Source organism: Burkholderia alba, from assembly GCF_034721475.1.
Lineage (GTDB): Bacteria > Pseudomonadota > Gammaproteobacteria > Burkholderiales > Burkholderiaceae > Burkholderia > Burkholderia alba.
This window is the reverse complement of record NZ_JAWJWL010000007.1, coordinates 184207-207106: the sequence shown is the minus strand read 5'-3', so window position 1 is coordinate 207106 and position 22900 is coordinate 184207. Positions and strand designations below refer to the sequence as shown.

Genomic DNA, 22900 nt, shown 5'->3' with positions numbered 1-22900 from the left:
GGCATCAGGAGACAACCATGACATTTCCCCCATCCGTGAAGATCGTTGAAGTCGGCCCGCGCGACGGCCTGCAGAACGAAAAGGACTTCGTTCCGACCGACGTGAAGATCGAACTCGTGAACCGGTTGTCGCGGGCCGGGTTCCGCAACGTCGAGGCGGCGTCGTTCGTCTCGCCGAAATGGGTGCCGCAGATGGCCGACGGCGCGCAGGTGATGGCCGGCATCGAGCGGCGCGCGGGCACGCTCTATTCGGTGCTCACGCCGAATCTCAAGGGTTTCGAGAACGCGCTGGCCGCGCGGGCCGACGAAGTCGTGATCTTCGGCGCCGCGAGCGAGGCGTTCTCGCAGAAGAACATCAATTGCAGCATCGCCGACAGCATCGCGCGCTTCGAGCCCGTCGCGCGCGCCGCGAAGGATGCGGGCTTGCGGCTGCGCGGCAGCGTGTCCTGCTCGCTCGGCTGCCCGTATCAGGGCGACGTGCCGGTCGCGTCGGTCGTCGACGTGGTCGAACGGTTCGCCGCGCTCGGCTGCGACGAGATCGACATCGCCGATACGATCGGGGTCGGCACCCCGCAGCGCACCCGCGAAGTGATGGCCGCCGTCACCCGGGTGTTCCCGCGCGAACGGCTGTCCGGGCACTTCCACGACACCTACGGCCAGGCGCTCGCGAACATCTACGCGGCGCTGTTCGAGGGCATCGAGATCTTCCACGCGTCGGTCGCAGGGCTCGGCGGCTGTCCGTATGCGAAGGGCGCGACCGGCAACGTCGCGACCGAGGACGTGCTGTACCTACTGCAGGGCCTCGGCATCGACACCGGCATCGACCTGTCGCAAGTGGTCGCGGCCGGCGATTTCATTTCCACCTCCATCGGCCGCGCCAACGTCTCGCGCGCGGGCCGCGCACTGCTCGCGAAAGCGCGCGGCGCCGCCGAAGCGCCGGCCTGTGCATAATGCCGTTCCGTTCACATCCCCCTCCGCAAGCTTCGTCATGAAATCCACCCCCTCACTCGACGCGCTGCCCGATTCCGCGCGCCGCGTCGCGCTGCTGCTGCGCGAGCGCGGCCACGCCAAGGGCATCGTGATGCTCGAGGCAACCGGCAAGACTTCCGCCGAAGCCGCGGCCGGCCTCGGCTGCTCGGTCGCGCAGATCGCCAAGTCGATCCTGTTTCGGCGCCGCTCGGACGGCGCGCCGGTGCTCGTCATCGCCAGCGGCGTGAATCGCGTCGACGAACGGAAGGTCGCCGCGCAGGTCGGCGAGATCGGCCGCGCCGATGCGAAATTCGTCCGCGACCACACCGGTTACGCGATCGGCGGCGTCTGCCCGATCGGCCACCTGGTCGACCCCGTCACGCTGATCGACGCGGATCTGCTCGGGCTGGACAGTCTGTGGGCGGCGGCCGGCCATCCGCATGCGGTGTTCAACCTGACGCCGCAGGAGCTCGTCTCGCTGACGGGCGCGCCGGTCAGCGACGTCGCGCTGCGCGAGGACGCCGGCGCATGAGTGACGCGATCGCCACCGGCGTCCCGTCGCCGTGCACGGGTATTTGCAGGATCGATGCGGCCAGCGGCTGGTGCGAGGGTTGCCGCCGCACGCGCGACGAAATCGCCGGATGGCGGGCGCTCGACGACGACGGCAAGCGCGCGGTGCTCGCGCGCCTCGACGCGAGACGCGTACCGGCGGCGCACGACGGCGACGCCTGACGGTGCGCGCCGGCATGCCGCGCGGTCCGTCCGCCGCGTGTGCGCCGCGCAAAAAAAAACCGTTCAACCAAATTGGCGAACGGCGCTCAGAAACGGAATTCTGTCGACGTGATCAACGTCACTGCGCATCATACGAGCGCCCCCCGGGCATCGCATCGGGAGTTTCCCTACGGATTTTCGCGGCGGCGCGGCATCGCGCGCGGCGGTCCGTTCGCGACGTCCGCCGCATCGCGACATCCCGGCGCCTGCCGCGCGCCGGACCTTCAAATCTTCGCAGGCGCGCGCCGCGCCGGCACGATCCGCCAGCCGAGATTCACCCCCGCCGCCGCAACCAGGATCAACACCGCGCCGAATGCCTGGCTCCACGCGAGCGTCTGTCCGAACGCGAAGCGATCGACCGCGATCGCGACGAGCGGATAGATGAACGACAGCGCGCCCGTGATCGCGGTCGGCAGTTTCTGGATCGCGCCGTACAGCAGCACGTACATCAGGCCCGTGTTCACGATGCCGAGCACGATCAGGTCGGCCCACTGCGCCGGCGTGGTCGCGGGCACCGCGTCGTAATGGACGAACGGCGCGAGCATCACGACGCCGAGCCCGACCTGGATCAACGCGAGCAGGTGCGGCGGCGTCCCTTTCAGATGCTTCGTGATGATCGACGACACCGCGTACAGGAACGCCGCGCCGAGCGCCAGCGCGACGCCCTGGAGATACGCGCCGGGCGTCGCGAGCACCGCCGGCTCGACCCGCACGACGCAGACGAGGCCGGTAAACGCGAGCAGCAGCCAGACGATCGTCGAGGCCGTGATCCGTTCGCGGAAAACCAGCGCGCCCAGCGCGACGAGCATGAACGGCTGCGTATGGTAGACGGCCGTCGCCATCGAGATCGACGCGCGCGAATACGCGCCGAACAGCAGCACCCAGTTCGCGACGATCGCGACGCTGCCGAGCGCCGTCAGGCCGATCATCCGCCACGAGAACAGGTCGCGGCGCAGCAGGCCGAGCGCCGCGCACACGATCGTCAGCGTCGCGCCGCCGAACACGCAGCGGAAGAACACCACATTCATCAGATGCTGCTGCGACGACACGACCAGCCAGCCGATCGTCCCCGACATCAGCATGGCCATCACCATCTCGAGCGCGCCTCGCCGTGTTTCCTGATTCATCATGGTTCGTCATCCGGTATGGAATGACTTGATTTTAGAAGTTGGGCTGCCGACAATCCATGCATAAACCATGAGTCTTGCGCCGATTCACCTTTTAAACGAAGGCCGATATGCCGAAACACCTTATCGCACCGTCCGTCGCGGGGCTGCTCGACGCGACCGACCGCGAACTGCTGCGCATCCTGGCCGAGGACGCGCGCACGGCAACCAGCGAACTCGCGCGCCGCATCGGCCTGTCGGCGCCGAGCACGGCCGACCGGCTGCGCCGCCTCGAAACGCAGGGCGTGATCGGTCGATTCACGGTGGAGATCGACCCGCGCGCGCTCGGCTACACGCTGCAGGCGATCGTGCGGGTGAAACCGCTGCCGGGGCAGCTGCATCTGGTCGAGGAACTGCTGCGGCGGATTCCCGAATTCGTCGAATGCGACAAGGTGACGGGCGACGACTGCTTCATCTGCCGCCTCTATCTGCGCTCGATCGAGCAGCTCGACGGCATCCTCTCGAAGGTGACCGAACGGGCGGAGACCAGCACGTCGATCGTGAAATCGACGCCGGTCGCGCGACGCCTGCCGCCGCTGGGGCCCGACGACGACGCATGAAGCGTGACGACGCGCGGGCCGGCGGCGCGCGCCGTCACGCGGCCACGTCGCGCGCCTCGAAGAACGCCAGCATCTCCTCGATCAGCGGCCCGGGCGCCTCTTCCGGCATGTAATGGCCGCAGTCGAGCGCCCGGCCGCTCACGTCGCGCGCGACGCGCCGCCATTCCTCGAGCGGGTCGAAGCAGCGCCCGACCACGCCCTCCCTGCCCCACAGCACCCGCAGCGGACAAGCGACCTTGTTGCCGCGTTCGAGATCCGCGCGATCGTGATCGAGATCGATCGTCGCCGACGCGCGGTAGTCCTCGCAGATCGCCTGCACGGCGCCCGGCTGCCGCAACGCATGGCGATACGCGTCCAGCGCTTCGGCCGTGAACGGCGCGAGCCCCGCCGAGCGGTTACCCATCAACTGATCGACGTACGCATCGGGATTCGCGCCGATCAGCGTCTCGGGCAGCGGCGCCGGCTGGATCAGGAGAAACCAGTGAAAGTAGGCGGTCGCGAACGCGCGGTTCGTGCCCTCGTACATCGCGAGCGTCGGCGCGATGTCGAGCAGCAGCATCCGTTCGACCGCGTCGGGATGATCGAGCGCCATCCGGTGCGCGACGCGCGCGCCGCGATCGTGCGCGCCGACATAGAAACGCCGGAACCCGAAATGGCGCATCACCGCGACCTGGTCGGCCGCCATCACGCGCTTCGAGTAAGGCAGGTGCCGCGCGTCGCTCGGCGGCTTCGACGACGCGCCATAGCCGCGCAGATCGGTCGCGATCACGGTGAAATGTCTGGCGAGCGCCGCGGCGACGCGATGCCAGATCATGTGCGTCTGCGGGTGCCCGTGCAGCAGCAGCAGCGGCGGACCCGAGCCTCCTTTGACGCCGAAGATGTCGGCGTCCTGCGCCTTGACACGGAACGGCGCGAACTCCTCAAACGACATGGTCTTGTTCTCTAGAATTGTTGTTAATGCCCATTGTAGGAGTGCATTACCCGCAGCACAGCGCGCTTTCCGGCTCAAACCGTAGAACCAGAGCACTCCCTCCACACCCCGCCGCCGGCACGCTTTTGAGCATCGGCCTACAATCGCACGATCGTTCGTATTAATATGCTGCGAAGCACGCGGCACGCAGCCGGTCGAAGCGCAGGGCAGGCGTCGCGTCGCTACACTCTTTCATGCCGTCCGCACCCGGCCACGATCCTGGAGATCCATCATGGCTTTGCCCGCCGTCCTGCAAAATCTCGCGTTGCCCGTCATCGCGTCGCCGATGTTCATCGTCAGTTATCCGGAACTCGTGCTGGCGCAGTGCAAGGCCGGCATCGTCGGCTCGTTCCCCGCGCTCAACGCGCGGCCGGCCGAACTCCTCGACGAATGGCTCACGCAGATCGAGACGCAGCTGGCGCAGCACAAGGCCGGCCATCCGGACGCCGTGATCGGACCGATCGCCGTCAACCAGATCGTCCACCAGTCGAACGTGCGGCTCGAGCACGACGTGCGCGTCTGCGTCGAGCACAAGGTGCCGATCTTCATCACCAGCCTGCGCGCGCCCGCTCGCGAGATCGTCGACGCGGTGCACAGCTACGGCGGCATCGTGCTGCACGACGTCATCAATCTGCGGCATGCGCAAAAGGCCCTCGAAGCAGGCGTCGACGGGCTGATCCTCGTCGCGGCCGGCGCGGGCGGCCACGCGGGCACGACGTCGCCGTTCGCGCTCGTCGGCGAAGTGCGCAAGCGGTTCGACGGCCCGATCGTGCTGTCCGGCTCGATCGCCAACGGCGGCTCGATTCTCGCTGCGCAGGCGATGGGCGCCGATCTCGCGTACATGGGCACGCGCTTCATCGCGACCCGGGAAGCGCACGCGGTCGACGACTACAAGCACGCGATCCTGAACGCCAGCTCGGCCGACATCATCTATACGAACCTGTTCACCGGCGTGCACGGCAACTACATCCGGCAGAGCATCGTGAATGCGGGCCTCGATCCGGAAGCGCTGCCGGAAGCCGACAAGTCGAAGATGAATTTCGGCAGCGACAAGGCGAAGGCGTGGAAGGACATCTGGGGCGCCGGGCAAGGCGTCGGCCTGATGGACGACGTGCCGTCGGTCGAGGAACTGGTCGCGCGGCTCGCGCGCGAGTACGGCGACGCGAAGGCGCGTCTCGGCATTCGCGCATGACGATCGGGCGCGAGCCGGTCGCGCGGCTCGCGAATGCGCAGTGCCTGAAACGCAAAAGGCGCGGACGATGCGGTCCGCGCCTTTTTTCATCGGCTCGCCGCGCGAGCCGGGGTCCGGGTCAGCCGATCCGCTTCATCCGCGGCATCGACAGCACCTTCAGCCGCTCCTCGATCGACGGACACAGCGACTGGCCCGCGAAGCGGTCCGCGAGGAAGTCGACGAACGAGCGCACCTTGGCCGACACGTGGCGCCGGCTCGCATACACCGCGTAGATCGGCAGCTCGCGCGGCGGCAGCACGTCGAGCATCAGCGGCACGAGCCGGCCGGCCTCGATGTCCTCGCCGACCACCTCGGTGCCGAGCAGCGCGATGCCCGCACCGCCGAGCACCGCGACGCGCAATCCTTCGAGATGGTTGACGATCAGGTTGCCGTTGAGGCTCACGCGCGACGCGGCCACGACATCGGTCGCCATCGAGTCGAGCGAGGTCGCGTTCGATTCGCGCCGCAGGTAATTGTGCCGTTCGAGATCGGCGATCGACGCGGGGGTGCCGTGCTTCTTCAGATAATCGGGCGACGCGACGAGCAGGATGTGGGCGGTGGCGATCTGACGGGCCACCAGCGACGACGATTTCATGCCGGCGGGCGCCGCACGCACCGCCACGTCGTAGCCCTCGTCGATCAGTTCGACGACGCGATCGGACAGCGTGATCTCGACCGTGACATCGGTATAGCGTTCGGCGTAGTCGGTGACGGCGTCCATGACGTGGCGCAGGCCGAATGCCGACAGCGACGTGACGCGTAGCCGGCCCTGCGGTACTACGCTGGCCGCGCCGACCGCCTGGCCGGCTTCGTCCAGCTCGGTCAGCGCCTGGACAAGGCGCTCGTAATACTCGCGTCCTGCCTCGGTCGGCGCGACCCGGCGTGTCGTGCGATGCAGGAGACGCGCGCCGAGCTGCTGCTCGAGATGCATCACATGCTTGCTCGCCATCGCCGCCGACATCTCCATGCGTTCAGCCGCACCGACGAAGCTGCCGACTTCGACGACGAAGCGAAACACATTCATGCTGACGAGGGTATCCATCGAAAATGCTCGCAATCGAGGGGAATTAGGCAATCGCAAGCCACTGTAACAAAGCCTGAGAAACGAAAACGTCAAGAAAGGCAAAACGGCGCCACTTATGTGACGCCGCCAACATCCGACGCATCGAGTCCCGATTGTTTAGAACTTCGCACGAATCCCCGCGCCGAACGTATTCCCGTTCGACATGCCCGACAGGCGGTCATTCATGTACGCGGCGTAGAGGTCGGTGCGCTTCGACAGCGGGTAGTCGTAGCCGAGCGCCCAGGTCTGGCGGGTCTGGTCGAGTCCGCCCGCGTCGCGCGAGTACGCATACGACGCCAGCGCGCTGCCGGCGCCGAGCGGCACCGACACGCCGCCCTGCGCGGTATTCACGTGCCAGCTGCCGGCGATCTGATCGTTCTTCGTATACATGTACTGGCCGTATAGCTTCATGAACTTGAGGTCGTAGCTCACGCCGACCTGCGCGACGCCCTGGCTCTTCATCCCCGCGATCAGCGAACCGAGATCGCCCGGGTTGTTGTTGAAGTTCACGTACTGGTAGACGGCCGTCGCGGCGAACGGGCCGCTGAAGTACATGAACTGGCCGCTCCACTTCTTCGAACCGTTGCCGCCCGCCTGGTTGCCGAGCGCGTACATCACGCTCGCGTTGAAGCCGCGATAGTCCGGCGTCGTATACGACACCGCGTTGTTCCAGCCCGAATCGCCGACCACGCCCTGGTCCGTCGTGTAGGTCGGGAAGGTGCCGAGTCCGAGGAACACGTGATAGACCATCGGCGAGAACACGTACGAGTCGATGAACGGATTGAACAGGATCGTCGACACGAACAGGTGCGTGGTGAGACGTCCCGCCGTCACGGTGCCGTACGGCGATTGCAGGCCGACGTACGAATTGCGCGCGAAGAACGTGTCGCCGTTGAAGCGGCCGTAGTTGCCGTTCTGCGGCCGGAAGAAATCTTCGAGCGTGAAGATCGCCTTGTAGCCGCCACCCAGATCCTCGGTGCCGCGCACGCCCCAATACGACGTCGACATTCCGCCGCCCTGCACGCCCCATGCGCGCTCGCTGCCGGGGAATTTCTGCGCGCCGACCCAGGTATCCACCTGGCCGTACAACTGAATGCTCGATTGCGCGTGCGCGCCGGTCGCCCCGGCGGCAAGCGTCGCCGCGGCGGCGAACGAGAAGGAGGTTTTCAGCGCGCGGCTGGCCAGTGACTTCATGTGATCTCCGTGGTGTCGTAAGGGAACGGGCGGCGCGAGCGCGTTGTTGTATGGGCCGGATGCGTGCGCCGGTTGGGGCGCAGTCATCTTTACGGACCATTTGTCCTGTCAAAAAAGGGGGCGCTTATTGCGGGTATAGCGTCAGCATTAATTTGCCGGCCAATTGGCGGGTATCGACGCGCGTATCGGCAAGCGAGGCGGCGGCATTCAAGCCGACAGAAAGCTTTCGATAGACCCGAAAGCCGCGCCGGAGCAGCCGGGCGGCTCGGTCGAACGGGACGATGAAACGCGGACGGGTCGCCGGGCTCGCGCGCACGCACCGGCAACGCGGCGCGAAAGATAGCGCAGGCGGGGAAACCGGCGCAATGCGCGGCGGAATTTCAGCGGGGACTGTGGCGAAATTGCATCATCGGACAGCGTTGCGCCGCCCGGATCGCTCAGGTCAGTTGCGATAGAACGACGAGAAGAACGGCGGACGGGGGACGTCCTCCTGCGATCGCGGCGGCGGCATCGGCCTGCCGCCGCGCTCTTCGTTGTAGCGGGCGACGTCCGCGCGGATCGAGCCGGCGCGCATCGGCAGCGAGCCGTCGGGCGGATGCGGCATCGGACGCGCGTCGGCGCTGATCGCCCGGTACGGGCTTTGCGGCGCGTAGTGGCCGGACGACGGATTCGGGCGCAAACCCCAGCGCGACGCATAGCCGTTGACGCCGATCCGCGCCTGGTTGCCGCGCGGGTAGGCCTGCTCGTACCCGCCGCCGCGCGCGGCGCCATAGCCGCCGAACCCGTGACCGCCGCCGTGGGGCGGCTGTGCGAAGGCGAACGACATCAGCAGCGCGCCGATTGCGCCTGCCGCCCATCGTCCGATCATCCGCTTTGCCCGTTCCGTCATCATCATGTGCCTGCCGACCGCGCTCGCACGTCCGGCGACAGACAGCGCGAGAGCCTTTCAGCAGTAATTTATGGGCGGGTTGCACACGTGTCGAGCCAAAAAGTGTTAGGCCGTCAGCACCGGTGTAACACCGTGTTACTGCTATGTTTTTCAACAATTTCGCGGCCCGAGGGACGGCCTGTCTGTGCCGATCTTTTGACATTTTCACTGTAAGGCGCCGTATTCTTCCGACCGCGCCATCCCCATCCGGGGCAGGATCACATCATGCATCGGAATCATTAATCGATTCACGGAATGAATTTGCCTATTCAATAGGCCGCCGCGACAATGTCGCTTCCGCGACCGGCGCCGGTTTCGTCATGCGTCTGCGCTACCGCCCGCCCGCATTCATTCGAGACTTCCGATGGCCCGCCCTCGTTTCATCCCTGACAACTTCACGCTCGCGCTCGTCGGCACCGTCGTGCTCGCGAGCCTGCTGCCGTGTCGCGGCACGGCCGCGCACGCATTCAACTGGGCGACCAACCTCGCCGTCGGCCTGCTGTTCTTCCTGCACGGCGCGAAGCTGTCGCGCGAAGCCATCGTCGCCGGCGCGACGCACTGGCGGCTGCACGCGGTCGTGCTGCTCAGCACCTTCGCGCTGTTCCCGTTGCTCGGCCTCGCGCTGAAGCCGGTGCTGACGCCGCTCGTCACCCCGGCCCTGTACGCGGGGGTGCTGTTCCTCTGCACGCTGCCGTCGACCGTCCAGTCGTCGATCGCGTTCACGTCGATCGCCAAGGGCAACGTGCCGGCCGCGGTATGCGCGGCATCCGCGTCGAGCCTGCTCGGCATCTTCATCACGCCCGCGCTCGTCGGGCTTATCATCACGTCGCAGTCGGGCGGCGCGGCGTCCCCGTGGAGCACGGTCGGCAGCATCGTGATGCAGCTGCTGGTGCCGTTCATCGCCGGACAGCTGCTGCGGCCCGTGATCGGCGCGTGGATCGAGCGCAATCGCGGGGTGCTGCGCTTCGTCGACCAGGGCTCGATCCTGCTCGTCGTCTATGTAGCGTTCAGCGAGGCCGTGAATCAGGGGCTCTGGCATCAGATTCCGCCGAGCGCGCTGCTCGGCCTCGTCGTCGTCAACGTCGTGCTGCTCGCGGTCGCGCTGCTGCTCACCGCGCTCGTCAGCAAGCGGCTCGGTTTCAGTCGCGCGGATCAGATCACGATCATCTTCTGCGGCTCGAAGAAGAGTCTCGCCGCCGGCGTGCCGATGGCGAAGGTGATTTTCTCCGCGCATGCGGTGGGGGCGATCGTGCTGCCGCTGATGCTGTTCCACCAGATCCAGCTGATGACGTGCGCGGCGCTCGCGCAGCGCTGGGGGGCGCGCGACCTGAGCGGCGAGCAGGACGCCGACGTTCCCGCCGGCGCGCTGCGCACCGGCGAGCGCTGACGCGGGGTTTGCGCGGTTCGCCGGGGCGCTTCGCGAGCGCGACCGGCACCCGGCAAACCCATCCGCCGACGAGCGGCTGCGTCGCCGCTCGGCATCCGCGTTTTCGGTTCGTTCTTCCACTTGCCCTTTTGTCTCACCTCTCCGCCTCACCTTTCCGCCTCACCTTTCCGCCTCACCTTTCCGTCTCACCTTTCCCCGCCTCACCTTTCCCCGCCTCACCTCCATCGCCGCATACCGCACCCTCGACACGCGCGCACCAGTGCCGCCGCCCCCGCATTTCGCCCTCGTCGCGGCCGTCTTCACGCGCCATCGTTTGCGCGGCGCGCCGCCCCACGCCGGTGCGCCGCTTCACAAAAAATTCATTCAATCCTCGCGGTTCCGCGCCGTTAAGCCGGGCGTCCCGTCCCCAGCCGCTCGCCCCATGCCACCGCCCGTCCGCGCCCTCCCCGAATCCACCCGCATCGCCGCGCTGATCGACGAGCAAGCGCTCGCCGCCGTATTCCAGCCGATCGTGGATATCGACACCGGCGCGATCATCGGCCACGAAGGATTGATCCGCGGCCCGTCCGGCTCGCCGCTCGAACAGCCCGCCGCGCTGTTCGCGCAGGCCGCGCGCGAGGGCGCGTCGATCGCGCTCGAGCATGCGGCCGCGGAGGTCTGCATCGAGGCGTTCGTCGCGCTCGGCTGCGACGGCAAGCTGTTCCTGAACTTCAGCGCGAACGCGATCCTGCAGTTCGCCGCCGTGCGCGAACGCGCACGCGCGCTGCTGCGCCGCACCCAGTTCGCCGTCGAGCGGATCGTCATCGAGCTCACCGAGCAGAACGCGATCCTCGACGTCGGCGCCTTCGCGACACGGCTCGCCGCGCTGCGTCACGCGGGCATCCAGTTCGCGCTCGACGACTACGGCACCGCCAACGCCAGCATGAATCTGTGGGTGAGTCTCCATCCCGACGTCGTGAAGATCGACCGGTTCTTCATCCACGACATCGCGAACGATCCGCTCAAGTTCGAAGCGGTCAAGGCGATGCAGCACTTCGCCAACGCGAGCGGCGCGAAGCTGATCGCCGAGGGGATCGAGAACGAGGCGGACCTGATCGTCGTGCGCGACATGGGCATCGGCTGCGGCCAGGGCTTCTTCCTCGGTCATCCGCATGCGCAGCCCGCGCGGCAGGTAGCGGCGCCCGCGCAGGACGCGATCCGCTCGCCGCACATCGCGATCTTTCCGGGCGCGACCCGTACCGGCCCCGCGCCGCGTCCGGGCGGCGGCACCGTGGCCTCGAAGATGCTGGTCGCGGCGCCCGCGCTGCCGCGCCGCGCCACCAACAACGACGTGCTGGAACTGTTCAATCGCCTGCCCGACCTGCACGCGGTGGCCGTCGTCGAAGGCGACCGGCCCATCGCGCTGATCAACCGCCGCAGCTTCATGGACCGCTACGCGCTGCCCTATCACCGCGAGGTATTCGGCAAGAAGGCCTGCCTGCAGTTCGCGAACGATGCGCCCGTCGTCATCGAAAACGCGATGACGGTCGAGCAGATGGCGAAGCTTCTGACCAGCAACGACCAGCGCTACCTGGCCGACGGCTTCGTCATTACCGAACACGGCCGCTATCTCGGCCTCGGCACCGGCGAGAACCTGGTGCGCGCCGTCACCGAGGTCCGGATCGAGGCGGCGCGCTACGCGAATCCGCTGACCTTCCTGCCCGGCAACATCCCGATCAGCTCGCACATCGCGCGACTCGTCGACAACGAGGCCGGCTTTCATGCGTGCTACGTCGATCTCAATCAGTTCAAGCCGTTCAACGATCAGTACGGCTACTGGCAGGGCGACGAAGTGCTGAAGTTCTCGGCCGCCGTGCTTGCCGACGTCTGCGACCCGACCCGCGACTTTCTCGGCCACGTCGGCGGCGACGACTTCCTGGTGCTGTTCCAGAGCACCGACTGGGCCGCCCGCGTGAAGCGCGCGATCCGCCTTTTCAACGAGGGCGCGCAGCGCTTCTATGCGAGCGCAGACCGGCTCGCGGGCGGGATTCGCGGCGAGGACCGCTACGGCAATGCCGCATTCTTCGGCTTCGTGACGATGGCGATCGGCTGCGTGCACGTGCCGCCCGTCAACGGCCGCGCGCTGCGCTACGGCAGCGACGAGATCGCATCGGTCGCCGCGCTCGCGAAACGCCGTGCGAAGCAGCAGCCGACCGGCTATTTCCTGATCGACATCGAAGAAGGCAGCACGTGGCTGCGCACGCGCGGCGACGCGCCGCTCGCCGACTTCGGCTGATCCCTCGCCGCCCCGTCGCGCAGCCTTCGTTCGCCGTTCGCCGTTCGCCGTTCGCCGTTCGCCGTTCGCCGCGAGCCGTTCGCCGCGAGCCGCGAGCCGCGAGCCGCGAGCCGCGAGCCGCGAGCCGCGAGCCGCGAGCCGCGAGCCGCGAGCCGCGAGCCGCGAGCCGCGAGCCGCGAGCCGCGAGCCGCGAGCCGCGAGCCGCGAGCCGCGAGCCGCGAGCCGCGAGCCGCGAGCCGCGAGCCGCGAGCCGCGAGCCGCGAGCCGCGAGCCGCGAGCCGCGAGCCGCGAGCCGCGAGCCGCGAGCCGCGAGCCGCGAGCCGCGAGCCGCGAGCCGCGAGCCGCGAGCCGCGAGCCGCGAGCCGCGAGCCGCGAGCCGCGAGCCGCGAGCCGCGAGCCGCGAGCCGCGAGCCGCGAGCCGCGAGCCGCGAGCCGCGAGCCGCGAGCCGCGAGCCGCGAGCCGCGAGCCGCGAGCCGCGAGCCGCGAGCCGCGAGCCGCGAGCCGCGAGCCGCGAGCCGCGAGCCGCGAGCCGCGAGCCGCGAGCCGCGAGCCGCGAGCCGCGAGCCGCGAGCCGCGAGCCGCGAGCCGCGAGCCGCGAGCCGCGAGCCGCGAGCCGCGAGCCGCGAGCCGCGAGCCGCGAGCCGCGAGCCGCGAGCCGCGAGCCGCGAGCCGCGAGCCGCGAGCCGCGAGCCGCGAGCCGCGAGCCGCGAGCCGCGAGCCGCGAGCCGCGAGCCGCGAGCCGCGAGCCGCGAGCCGCGAGCCGCGAGCCGCGAGCCGCGAGCCGCGAGCCGCGAGCCGCGAGCCGCGAGCCGCGAGCCGCGAGCCGCGAGCCGCGAGCCGCGAGCCGCGAGCCGCGAGCCGCGAGCCGCGAGCCGCGAGCCGCGAGCCGCGAGCCGCGAGCCGCGAGCCGCGAGCCGCGAGCCGCGAGCCGCGAGCCGCGAGCCGCGAGCCGCGAGCCGCGAGCCGCGAGCCGCGAGCCGCGAGCCGCGAGCCGCGAGCCGCGAGCCGTGAGCGTGCGGTGGACCGCTGCCCGGCACCGCTCCACCGCACACGGCCCGCCTCCTCGTCGAAAACCGGCGGCGCACGCGGATGGTCAGCGTGCCCGCCCATGCGGCCGGCGCCGTATTCACCCGCGTCGCGCTTGCCGGTCATACCCGAGGCGACGGCGCCCCTCCCGTAGCAAAGCGCGTCATGCAGCCCACACCCGCCGCCGCCCCCTTTCCTGAACCCGGCTGCGGCTGCCGATAGCCGTCGTGCTCGCCCGCGTCGCGAGGCGCTTGCCCGCCGCACAAGGCGCTATCGACCTTCCCGCCGGCGGTATGAGCCGGGCGTCCCCCGCCGCGCGATTCGACTCACCGGCAAGCACTATGTTTACACCATTTTAGTAAACGATGAAAAACCACTTAACCGTTTAAATACGGGTATTTACCAGCCCTTCCTTATCGTTTACAGACTTCCATTCTTGGATTTTTACTATACAATCGCCGTCACCCTAAACACTCGGGATCCGGACGATGGGAACCACCATTCGCGATGTTGCGCAGGCGGCAAACGTATCGATCGGCACGGTGTCGCGTGCGCTCAAGAACCAGCCCGGCCTCTCGGAAACCACTCGCGAGCGCGTCGTCGAGGTCGCGCAGCGGCTCGGCTACGATCCCGCGCAGCTCAGGCCGAGAATCCGGCGCCTGACGTTCCTGCTGCACCGTCAGCACAACAACTTCGCGGCCACGCCGTTCTTCTCGCACGTGCTGCACGGTGTCGAGGATGCGTGCCGCGAACGCGGCATCGTGCCGACGCTGCTCACCGCCGGCCCGACCGACGACGTGATCCGCCAGATGCGCCCGCACGCGCCCGACGCGATCGCGGTGGCCGGCTTCATGGAGCCGGAAACGCTCGAGGCGCTCGCCGCCACGGGCCGCCCGCTGGTGCTGATCGACCTGTGGGCGCCGGGCCTGCGCTCCGTGAACATCGACAACCGCAGCGGCGCCGCGCTCGCGATGCAGCACCTGTTCGCGGCCGGCCGAAAGCGGATCGCGTTCATCGGCGGCTCGCTCGCGCACTACAGCATCGCGCAGCGTGCGCTCGGCTACCGCCGCGCGTTCTTCGAGGCCGGCCTGCTGTTCGATCCGTCGCTCGAGGTCACGCTCGACGCCGGCCTCGATCCCGACACCGGCGCCGCCCGCGCGATGCAGCAACTGCTCGACGCGCCCGGCCCGCGCCCCGACGCCGTGTTCGCGTACAACGACGCGGCCGCGCTCGCCGCGATGCGCGTCTGCGTCGCGCGCGGCGTCCGGGTGCCGGAAGACATCGCGTTCGTCGGCTTCGACGACATTCCCGCCGCCGCCCATGCCGCGCCCCCCCTCACGACGCTCGCCGTCGACAAGGAAACGCTCGGCCGGCAAGGCGTCGAGCTGCTGCTCGCCGACGCCCCGGAGCACACTGAAATCAGCGTGCCCGTGCAACTGATCGCACGGGCCAGCAGCGGCGCCGCCGCCCCCGCGGCGCGCCCCCTTACCTCGGTTATCGGATCATGACGACCTCCGCCCTGCATGCCGCCCGACCGGCGCCCGACGCGCCGGCCACACCCGCGCCGCCCGTCGCGAACTTCCGCGACGCCGCCTTCCTGCTGTCGCACGTCGAAGACACGCTGCGCTTCTATGCGCCCACCGTGTTCGACCCGACGGGCGGCTTCTTCCACTTCTTCCGCGACGACGGCTCGATCTACAACCGCACGACCCGCCATCTCGTCAGCAGCTGCCGGTTCGTCTTCAACTACGCGATGGCCTACCGGCAGTTCGGCGACCCGCGCTACCTCGACTACACCCGCCACGGGCTGCGCTTCCTGCGCGACGCGCACTGGGACGACACGCTCAAGGGCTACGACTGGGAACTCGAATGGCGCGACGGCGAAAAGCGCGCGACGCTCGACGGCACCCGCCACTGCTACGGCCTCGCCTTCGTGCTGCTCGCCGCCGCGCACGCGACGATGGCGGGCGTCGACGAGGCCAAGCCGCTGATCGCCGCGACGTTCGACCTGATGGAGCAGCACTTCTGGGTTCCGTCGTCCGGCCTGTACGCGGACGACGCGAGCGCCGACTGGCACGTGTCGGACTATCGCGGGCAGAACGCCAACATGCACACGACGGAAGCGCTGCTCGCCGCATACGAGGCGACCGGCGACGCCGCGTATCTCGATCGCGCGGAGCAGGTCGCGTCGAACATCACGCGGCGCCAGGCCGCGCTGTCGCAGAATCTGGTGTGGGAGCACTATCGCGCGGACTGGTCGATCGACTGGGACTACAACAAGGAAGACAGCTCGAACATCTTCCGTCCGTGGGGCTTCCAGCCCGGCCACCAGACCGAATGGGCGAAGCTCCTGCTGATCCTCGAACGGCATCGGCCGCTCGACTGGCTGTTGCCGCGCGCGGTCGAACTGTTCGACGCGGCGCTCGCGCACGCGTGGGATTCGGATCACGGCGGGCTCTACTACGGCTTCGGCCCCGACTACACCGTCTGCGATCACAACAAGTATTTCTGGGTACAGGCCGAGACCTTCGCCGCCGCCGCGCTGCTCGCGGAGCGCACCGGCAGCGAACGGTTCTGGGACTGGTATGACGAGATCTGGCGCTACAGCTGGAATCATTTCGTCGACCACCGCTACGGGGCGTGGTACCGCATCCTCACCTGCGACAACCGCAAGTACAGCGACGAGAAGAGCCCCGCGGGCAAGACCGACTATCACACGATGGGCGCGTGCTACGAAGTGCTGAACGCGCTGCCGGCCCGCCCCGTCGCATCCCACCGTCACCAGGAGAACGCGCAATGAGCGCAGCCGCATTCCCGCACTTCGTGTCGGCGGGCGACATCCTCACCGACATGGTCCGCACCGGCGGTTCGAACTGGGTGTCGCGCCCCGGCGGCGCCGGCTGGAACGTCGCGCGCGCGGTCGCCCGGCTCGGCGTGCCGAGCGCGAGCGCCGGCGCGATCGGGCGCGACTGCTTTTCCGACGAGCTGTGGCACGCGAGCGAAGCCGCCGGCGTCGACCTGCGCTTCCTGCAGCGCGTCGATCGCCCGCCGCTGCTCGCGATCGTCCACGAGACTCAACCGCCCGCGTACTTCTTCATCGGCGAACGCAGCGCCGATCTCGCGTTCGACCCGGCGCAGCTGCCGGCCGGCTGGGAAGCGCACGTCAAATGGGCGCATTTCGGCTGCATCAGCCTCGTGCGCGAACCGCTCGCGTCGACGCTCATCGCGCTCGCCGCCGCGCTGCGCGCGCAGGGCGTGAAGATCAGCTTCGATCCGAACTATCGCAACCTGATGACGGCCGGCTACCGGCCGACGCTCGAGAAAATGGCCGCGCTCGCCGATCTCATCAAGGTATCGGACGAGGATCTGCGGCACCTGTTCGACGGCGACGAGGCCGGCGCGATCGCGCAGCTGCGCGCGCTGAACCCGCGCGCGGCGCTCCTCGTCACGCGCGGCGCGCAGGCGGCCACGCTCTACGCGGACGGCGAGACGCTGGAGGCGAGCCCGCCGCGCGTCGAGATCGCGGATACGGTCGGCGCGGGCGACGCGTCGATCGGCGGCCTGCTGTTCAGTCTGATGACCGCGCCGCAGCGCGCGTGGCGCGACCATCTGGCGTTCGCGCTCGCCGCGGGCGCGGCGGCATGCCGCCACACCGGCGCGCACGCGCCGGCGCTGGACGAGGTCGTCGCGCTGCTGGAGGACTGACCGCGCGGCGCCGCTGAAATCGCGGTGGCGCGGTGTTACGATGGGACGTCCTTCTTGCGGGAGAAGCATCATGGACGGCAACATCTACACCAAGGGCATCTATACGGCCAAGGCGCACACCCGGAAGACGGATCGCGGCCACTATCAGGGCTACGTGATCCTGTCGCGGGACGAAGGCGGCGCGCCCGACAACACGCTCTACGAGGTCGAGGCCACGAGCGCGAACGAAGAAGAAGCGTTCAACGAAGCGAAAGCGCTCGCGCACCGCATTCTCGGCGAGATCGAGCTTTGAGCGTCTCGGCCATCGCATCGGCAAGGGCAGGCGAACACGCCTGCCCTTTTTTTACGCGTACGCGGCGCCCCCGCCGCGCCCCCCCGCCGCGTCACCAGAGCCGGGCGATCACCGACACGATGCCCATGATCACGAGCGTCGACATGAACGGAAACGGATAGGCGCGCGAGCCGATCTTCAGCGTCACGTCGCCCGGCAGCCGCCCTACCCCGAGCTTCGACAGCCACGGCCAGGCCCGCGTCAGGATCATCACGGCCAGGAAGGTGGTGAGCAGCCAGCGGAACACGATGCGCCTACAGCGTGTGCGAGCGGTCGCCGCGCGCGAACGCGTCGAGCGTGCCGTCGATGCCGCGCGAGAACGCGATCACCTTGAACAGCTCGCCCATCTCCGCTTCGGAGATCAGCTTCTGCACCGCGTTGGCGGCGGGCAGGAAACTGCGCGCGTCGGACGGGTCGAGCGCGGCGAGCGCGTCGGTGATGCCGGCGTTCAGCAGGAAGCGCGCCTGCGACGTATAGCCGAGCAGGTCCGCACCGGTTTCGACGCCGGCCTCGTAGATGCCGGTGAACTCGACGTGCGCGGTGATGTCCTGCAAGCCCGGATACAGGAACGGATCGCCGTGCGCGCGGTGGCGGTAGTGGCACATCAGCGTGCCCTGCGCGCGCTGCGGGTGGTAGTACTCGTGATGCGGAAAACCGTAGTCGACGAACAGCGCGGCGCCGCGCGTCAGCGTCGTGCAGACCGTGCGCGTGAAGGCCGTCGCCGCGTCGTGGGTCTCGGTGACGTAGCCTTCCTCGACGTCGAGCGCGGCGAGCGGCGCGAGACGCGCGTCCGCCGCGCAGGGACGGTCCTCGAACACGAAGCCGTGCGCCGCGCCCAGCGCGACGCCGCGCTCGAGCCAGCCCTGCGCGCCCTTCACGACGATCCGCACCGGCATCGCATCGAGCACCTCGTTGCCGATCACCACGCCCTCGAACCGGTCCGGCAGCGCGTCGAGCCAGCGCACCCGCGCCGCGAGCGCCGGCGCGGCCGCCAGGATCGTGTCGCGCTGGCGCGCGCGCAGTTCGCCCGACAGATCGACGATCGCGTACTCGTCGAATTCGGCGCCCAGCCCGTCGAGTGCCTCCAGCAGGCCCGCCGCGAGACGCCCGGTGCCCGCGCCGAACTCCATCACGCGCCGCGTGCCGCTCGCGGCGAGCGCCTGCGCGACCGGCCGGGCGAGCGTCTGCGCGAACAGCGGCGACAGTTCCGGCGCGGTGACGAAATCGCTGCCGTCGTCGCCGCGCCGGCCGAATTTCTGCGCGCCGCCGCTGTAATAGCCGAGGCCCGGCGCATACAGCACACGCTCCATGTAGCGGGAAAAAGGCAGCCAGCCGCCCGCCGCCCCGATCTCGGCGCGCAGCAGCGCGGCGAGGGTTTCGGACTGCGCGAGCGCGTCGGGGCCGGGAGCAGGTAAACTAGTGGGTTCGTGAGCTTTCGGGTTCATCCCGGCATTGTAAATGACCGTTTCCGCCGATACGTCCGCCCCCCACCCCGCACGGGTCGTGCTGATCACGGGCGCCGTGCATACGGGCGCCGTGCATACGGGCGCCGTGCATACGGGCGCCGTGCATGCGGGCGCCGTGCATACGGGCGCCGTGCATGCGGGCGCCGCGCATGCGAGCGCCGTGCATGCGGGCGCCGCGCCGGCCGGCGCGGGACGCCTGGAGCACGCCGCCGCGCCCGGCATCGCACCCGACGGGCGCGCGTTCGCCGTGGGCTTCGCGCAGCTCGGCTGGGACGTCGCGCTCGCGGTCGGCGATCCGGCCGCGCGCGACGCCGCCGCCGCGCTGGTCGCGGAGATCGAGGCGCTCGGCCGTCGAGCCGTCGTGCTCGTCGCGGATCTGTCCCTGGAGGACGACGTCCGGCGGCTGGTGCCCGCCTGCACGGCGGCGCTGGGCCGCCCGGCGTGCATCGTGAGCCAGTCCGAGCCCGCGCGGGCCGGCGACGCCCGAGCCGCCGGCTACGCGCCGCTGCTGGACGCGATGGCGCGCAACGTCGCCGCCCCGCTCGCGCTGGCCCGCGCGCTGCACGACGCGACGCCCGATCAGGCGAACCGCGACGAAACGCTGCGCGCGGCCATGATTCACGTGCTGGATCAGGCACTGTTTCATCCGGCGCCCGAGCCGCTGCCGCATGCGCTGACGCAGGCGGCGCTGCACCGGGCGATCGGCGCGCAGGCGCTGGCGCTGGCGCCGAAGGTGCGGGTCGCGGGCCTTGTCCGGGGACGCGCGACGCAGCCGGACGTGCTGGCCGACGCGGCCTGTTATCTGGCGGACGCCGCCGGGATCACGGGCGCGACGCTGAACGTCGACGGCGGCGAGCATCTCGCCCCGCCCGCCGGCGGCAGGATTTGACCGATGCGGCGGGACGCGGGCCAGCGATGGCCGCGCGTCCCGCCGCGCCGTTTTGCGTGCATGCACGCCAATTTGACTGGAACGACCATGTTTGCCGCTCTCCTGCACCCCCGGCTCGCCGATTGCCGCAGGCTCTACCTGCGCGACTACGAGGTGTATATCAATATCGGCGCGTTCGAGCATGAGAAGCGTGGCGAGCAGCGAGTCGTCATCAACGTCGATCTGTTCGTGCCGCTCGCGCAGACCACGCCGGTCGAGGACCGGCTGCGCGAAGTGGTCGACTACGACCTGATGAAGCAGAGCGTCGCGCACTGCGTCGCGCGCGGACACATCCACCTGCAGGAAACGCTGTGCGACGCGATCGCCGCGCACCTGCTGTCGCACGACGCCGTGCGCGCGGTGCGCGTTTCCACCGAAAAACCGGACGCCTACCCGGACTGCGACGCCGTCGGCGTCGAAGTCTTCCGCATCAAGGACGAGGAGCGAGCATGAATGCGCCCCATACCCCCCATCTGAACGGCGCCGCGCCGGCCGCCGACGCGGCCGCGGCGGATGCCGGCCGCCGCGTGCTCAACCGCCGCGAGCAGAAAGAAGCGTACGAGAACAACAAGCTGTTCAAGCGGCTCGCGCGCCAGGTCGGCCAGGCCATCGGCGACTACAACATGATCGAGGCCGGCGACAAGGTGATGGTGTGCCTGTCCGGCGGCAAGGACAGCTACGCGATGCTCGACGTCCTGATGCGACTGCGCGAGCGCGCGCCGATCGATTTCGACCTCGTCGCCGTCAATCTCGACCAGAAGCAGCCGGGCTTTCCCGAGCACGTGCTGCCGGAATACCTGAAGCAGCTCGACATTCCGTTCCACATCGAGAACCAGGACACCTACAGCATCGTCAAGCGGCTCGTGCCGGAGGGCAAGACCACCTGTTCGCTGTGCTCGCGGCTGCGCCGCGGCATCCTGTACCGGGTGGCGGGCGAGCTGGGCGCGACCAAGATCGCGCTCGGCCACCACCGCGACGACATCCTGCAGACGCTGCTGCTCAACCTGTTCTACGGCGGCAAGCTGAAGGGCATGCCGCCCAAGCTGCAGTCGGACGACGGCAGAAACGTGGTGATCCGCCCGCTCGCGTACGTGAAGGAAACCGATCTGGAGAAGTACGCGGCACTGCGCGAATTTCCGATCATTCCGTGCAACCTGTGCGGCAGCCAGCCGAACCTCAAGCGCGCGGAAATGAAGGCGCTGATCCGCGACTGGGACAAGCGTTTCCCGGGCCGCGTCGACAACATGTTCAGCGCGCTCTCGAACGTCGTGCCGTCTCATCTGATGGATACCGGGCTGTTCCCGTTCGCCGGGCTGCGCGCGACGGGCCAGGCCGACCCCCAGGGCGACATCGCGTTCGACGAGGAACCGTGCGGCACCGACGCCGGCGCGCCGGGCGCGGCCGCCGGCGCGCGGCCGATTTCGATCGTCCAGTTCGACGACCTGTAAGCCGGTCCGTCCGCCGCCGGCACGCGCCGGCGGCGAGCGCGCCGGGCCGCGTCCGCGCTGGGCCCCATGATAAAATGGCCGGCTTCGAACTCTCCCTACTCGCTGGCGCCATGAATATCGTGATTTTGGCGGCAGGCACCGGCAAGCGCATGCGTTCCGCGCTGCCGAAAGTGCTCCATCCTCTGGCCGGCAGGCCGCTCCTCTCCCATGTGATCGATACCGCTCGCGCGCTCAAGCCGTCCCGGCTGGTCGTCGTCGTCGGTCATGGCGCGGAGCAGGTGCAGGCGGCCGTCGCCGCGCCCGACGTGCAGTTCGCCGTGCAGGCGGAGCAGCTCGGCACCGGGCACGCGGTACGCCAAGCGCTGCCGCTGCTCGATCCGGCCCGCCCGACCCTCGTGCTGTACGGCGACGTGCCGCTGACCCGCGTCGGCACGCTGCAGCGGCTCGCGGACGCCGCCACCGACGCGCGCTACGGCGTGCTCACCGTGACGCTCGACGATCCCAACGGCTACGGCCGGATCGTCCGCGACCAGGCGGGCGGCGTGACACGCATCGTCGAGCAGAAGGACGCGTCGCCCGACGAACTGAGGATCGCCGAAATCAACACCGGCATCGTGGTCGCGCCCACCGCGCAGCTGGCCATGTGGCTCGGCGCGCTGAACAACGACAACGCGCAGGGCGAGTACTACCTGACCGACGTCGTCGAGCAGGCGATCGAAGCGGGGTTCGAGGTCGTCACGACCCAGCCCGACGAGGAATGGGAGACGCTCGGCGTCAACAGCAAGGCGCAGCTCGCCGAACTGGAGCGCATTCACCAGCGCACGCTCGCCGACGCGCTGCTGACGGCGGGCGTCACGCTCGCCGATCCGGCCCGCCTCGACGTGCGCGGCACGCTGGCCTGCGGCCGCGACGTGTCGATCGACGTGAACTGCGTGTTCGAGGGCGAGGTCTCGCTCGGCGACGACGTGACCGTCGGACCGAACTGCGTGATCCGCCACGCGACGATCGGCGCGGGCACGCGCATCGACGCGTTCTCGCACATCGACGGCGCGCAGCTCGGCGCGCGCACCGTGATCGGCCCGTACGCGCGGCTGCGGCCGGGCACGACGCTCGCCGACGACGCGCACATCGGCAACTTCGTCGAGGTGAAGAACGCGGAGATCGGCCGGGGCTCGAAGGCGAACCACCTGAGCTACATCGGCGACGCCGACATCGGCGCGCGCGTGAACGTCGGCGCGGGCACCATCACCTGCAACTACGACGGCGCGAACAAGTTCCGCACCGTGATCGGCGACGACGTGTTCGTCGGCTCCGACACGCAGCTCGTCGCCCCGGTGCGCATCGGCGCGGGCGCGACGATCGCGGCCGGCACGACGGTGTGGAAGGACGTCGACGACGGCATGCTGGTGCTGAACGACAAGACGCAGACCGCGAAGAGCGGCTACGTACGTCCGGTCAAGAAGAAACGCTGAACGACTTTCA

24 protein-coding genes are annotated in these 22900 nt (G+C 69.1%); 15 read left to right on the top strand and 9 right to left on the bottom strand.

The window, feature by feature from the left end; genetic code table 11:
- Positions 1–17 precede the first annotated feature (17 nt).
- Genes RZR99_RS10405 through RZR99_RS33300 form a run of 3 tightly spaced genes read left to right on the top strand, consistent with a single transcriptional unit; the run spans position 18 to position 1700 of the window.
- The gene (locus tag RZR99_RS10405) at positions 18–950 is read left to right on the top strand and encodes a hydroxymethylglutaryl-CoA lyase (protein WP_323119669.1); all 933 of its coding nucleotides are present in this window, start codon (positions 18–20) and stop codon (positions 948–950) included.
- 37 nt (positions 951–987) lie between these two features.
- Positions 988–1500 carry a YbaK/EbsC family protein gene (locus RZR99_RS10400; RefSeq protein WP_323119668.1) on the top strand — a complete coding sequence of 171 codons (513 nt, stop codon included), beginning with the start codon at positions 988–990 and terminating at the stop codon, positions 1498–1500.
- Positions 1386–1700, top strand: coding sequence for a DUF1289 domain-containing protein (locus RZR99_RS33300; RefSeq protein WP_407655430.1), 315 nt, complete (start codon positions 1386–1388; stop codon positions 1698–1700). The genes RZR99_RS10400 and RZR99_RS33300 overlap by 115 nt, the downstream gene beginning before the upstream one ends.
- Before the next feature lie 263 nt (positions 1701–1963).
- Here RZR99_RS33300 and RZR99_RS10390 read toward each other — a convergent pair whose 3' ends face one another.
- Complete coding sequence (locus RZR99_RS10390; RefSeq protein ID WP_323119666.1) at positions 1964–2869, bottom strand: DMT family transporter; 906 nt, start codon at positions 2867–2869, stop codon at positions 1964–1966.
- Positions 2870–2976: 107 nt separating this feature from the next.
- Here RZR99_RS10390 and RZR99_RS10385 point away from each other — a divergent pair, with 107 nt between their 5' ends.
- The gene (locus RZR99_RS10385) at positions 2977–3465 is read left to right on the top strand and encodes an Lrp/AsnC family transcriptional regulator (RefSeq protein WP_323119665.1); all 489 of its coding nucleotides are present in this window, start codon (positions 2977–2979) and stop codon (positions 3463–3465) included.
- A 34-nt stretch (positions 3466–3499) separates the two neighbouring features.
- On the opposite strand, the gene RZR99_RS10380 is transcribed toward RZR99_RS10385, so the two are convergent.
- Positions 3500–4396, bottom strand: a complete 897-nt coding sequence (locus RZR99_RS10380; protein ID WP_323119664.1) for an alpha/beta fold hydrolase — start codon at positions 4394–4396, stop codon at positions 3500–3502.
- A 271-nt stretch (positions 4397–4667) separates the two neighbouring features.
- Between RZR99_RS10380 and RZR99_RS10375 the strand changes: the two genes are divergently transcribed.
- Positions 4668–5627 (top strand): NAD(P)H-dependent flavin oxidoreductase, encoded by a 960-nt coding sequence (locus RZR99_RS10375; protein WP_323119663.1) that lies wholly within the window; start codon positions 4668–4670, stop codon positions 5625–5627.
- Between the two features lie 118 nt (positions 5628–5745).
- On the opposite strand, the gene RZR99_RS10370 is transcribed toward RZR99_RS10375, so the two are convergent.
- The 3 genes from RZR99_RS10370 to RZR99_RS10360 form a co-directional block, all read right to left on the bottom strand.
- Complete coding sequence (locus tag RZR99_RS10370) at positions 5746–6708, bottom strand: LysR family transcriptional regulator (RefSeq protein ID WP_323119662.1); 963 nt, start codon at positions 6706–6708, stop codon at positions 5746–5748.
- A gap of 138 nt (positions 6709–6846) precedes the next feature.
- Positions 6847–7923, bottom strand: a complete 1077-nt coding sequence (locus RZR99_RS10365; protein ID WP_323119661.1) for a porin — start codon at positions 7921–7923, stop codon at positions 6847–6849.
- 442 nt (positions 7924–8365) lie between these two features.
- Positions 8366–8815, bottom strand: coding sequence for a peptide-binding protein (locus RZR99_RS10360; protein ID WP_323119735.1), 450 nt, complete (start codon positions 8813–8815; stop codon positions 8366–8368).
- A gap of 400 nt (positions 8816–9215) precedes the next feature.
- On the opposite strand from RZR99_RS10360, the gene RZR99_RS10355 reads away from it, so the two are divergent.
- Both RZR99_RS10355 and RZR99_RS10350 read left to right on the top strand, forming a co-directional pair.
- The gene (locus RZR99_RS10355) at positions 9216–10238 is read left to right on the top strand and encodes a bile acid:sodium symporter family protein (protein WP_323119660.1); all 1023 of its coding nucleotides are present in this window, start codon (positions 9216–9218) and stop codon (positions 10236–10238) included.
- 421 nt (positions 10239–10659) lie between these two features.
- Positions 10660–12513: a phosphodiesterase gene (locus tag RZR99_RS10350; protein ID WP_323119659.1), complete on the top strand. Its 1854-nt coding sequence runs from the start codon at positions 10660–10662 to the stop codon at positions 12511–12513.
- Here RZR99_RS10350 and RZR99_RS10345 read toward each other — a convergent pair.
- Positions 12435–13559 (bottom strand): hypothetical protein, encoded by a 1125-nt coding sequence (locus tag RZR99_RS10345; RefSeq protein ID WP_323119658.1) that lies wholly within the window; start codon positions 13557–13559, stop codon positions 12435–12437. The genes RZR99_RS10350 and RZR99_RS10345 overlap by 79 nt on opposite strands.
- A 469-nt stretch (positions 13560–14028) precedes the next feature.
- Between RZR99_RS10345 and RZR99_RS10340 the strand changes: the two genes are divergently transcribed.
- From RZR99_RS10340 to RZR99_RS10325, 4 genes are all read left to right on the top strand, one after another.
- Positions 14029–15048 carry a LacI family DNA-binding transcriptional regulator gene (locus RZR99_RS10340; RefSeq protein WP_323119657.1) on the top strand — a complete coding sequence of 340 codons (1020 nt, stop codon included), beginning with the start codon at positions 14029–14031 and terminating at the stop codon, positions 15046–15048.
- Complete coding sequence (locus RZR99_RS10335; RefSeq protein ID WP_323119656.1) at positions 15045–16340, top strand: AGE family epimerase/isomerase; 1296 nt, start codon at positions 15045–15047, stop codon at positions 16338–16340. The genes RZR99_RS10340 and RZR99_RS10335 overlap by 4 nt, the downstream gene beginning before the upstream one ends.
- Positions 16337–17245 (top strand): carbohydrate kinase family protein, encoded by a 909-nt coding sequence (locus RZR99_RS10330; RefSeq protein WP_323119655.1) that lies wholly within the window; start codon positions 16337–16339, stop codon positions 17243–17245. Before RZR99_RS10335 ends, RZR99_RS10330 begins: the two co-directional genes overlap by 4 nt.
- A gap of 70 nt (positions 17246–17315) precedes the next feature.
- The gene (locus RZR99_RS10325; protein ID WP_323119654.1) at positions 17316–17537 is read left to right on the top strand and encodes a hypothetical protein; all 222 of its coding nucleotides are present in this window, start codon (positions 17316–17318) and stop codon (positions 17535–17537) included.
- 91 nt (positions 17538–17628) lie between these two features.
- Here the strand turns inward: RZR99_RS10325 and RZR99_RS10320 are convergent, their stop codons facing one another.
- From RZR99_RS10320 to RZR99_RS33295, 3 genes are read right to left on the bottom strand one after another with little or no spacing between them, the layout of a single operon-like run.
- On the bottom strand, positions 17629–17823 hold the full coding sequence (locus tag RZR99_RS10320; protein WP_279901352.1) for a DUF2905 domain-containing protein: 195 nt from the start codon (positions 17821–17823) through the stop codon (positions 17629–17631).
- Between the two features lie 7 nt (positions 17824–17830).
- Positions 17831–19021: a class I SAM-dependent methyltransferase gene (locus tag RZR99_RS10315; RefSeq protein ID WP_323119653.1), complete on the bottom strand. Its 1191-nt coding sequence runs from the start codon at positions 19019–19021 to the stop codon at positions 17831–17833.
- Positions 18993–19163, bottom strand: a complete 171-nt coding sequence (locus RZR99_RS33295; protein ID WP_407655429.1) for a hypothetical protein — start codon at positions 19161–19163, stop codon at positions 18993–18995. The genes RZR99_RS10315 and RZR99_RS33295 overlap by 29 nt, the downstream gene beginning before the upstream one ends.
- Between RZR99_RS33295 and RZR99_RS10310 the strand changes: the two genes are divergently transcribed.
- The 4 genes from RZR99_RS10310 to glmU all read left to right on the top strand — a co-directional run bounded on the left by RZR99_RS10310 (position 19158) and on the right by glmU (position 22890).
- On the top strand, positions 19158–19931 hold the full coding sequence (locus tag RZR99_RS10310; protein WP_407655428.1) for a short-chain dehydrogenase: 774 nt from the start codon (positions 19158–19160) through the stop codon (positions 19929–19931). The genes RZR99_RS33295 and RZR99_RS10310 overlap by 6 nt on opposite strands.
- An 87-nt stretch (positions 19932–20018) precedes the next feature.
- Positions 20019–20423, top strand: a complete 405-nt coding sequence (locus RZR99_RS10305) for a dihydroneopterin aldolase (protein WP_323119651.1) — start codon at positions 20019–20021, stop codon at positions 20421–20423.
- Positions 20420–21418 carry a tRNA 2-thiocytidine(32) synthetase TtcA gene (ttcA, locus tag RZR99_RS10300; protein ID WP_323119650.1) on the top strand — a complete coding sequence of 333 codons (999 nt, stop codon included), beginning with the start codon at positions 20420–20422 and terminating at the stop codon, positions 21416–21418. Before RZR99_RS10305 ends, ttcA begins: the two co-directional genes overlap by 4 nt.
- Positions 21419–21528: 110 nt before the next feature.
- Entirely contained in the window at positions 21529–22890 is a 1362-nt protein-coding gene (glmU, locus tag RZR99_RS10295) for a bifunctional UDP-N-acetylglucosamine diphosphorylase/glucosamine-1-phosphate N-acetyltransferase GlmU (protein ID WP_323119649.1), read from the top strand.
- Positions 22891–22900: the final 10 nt, after the last annotated feature.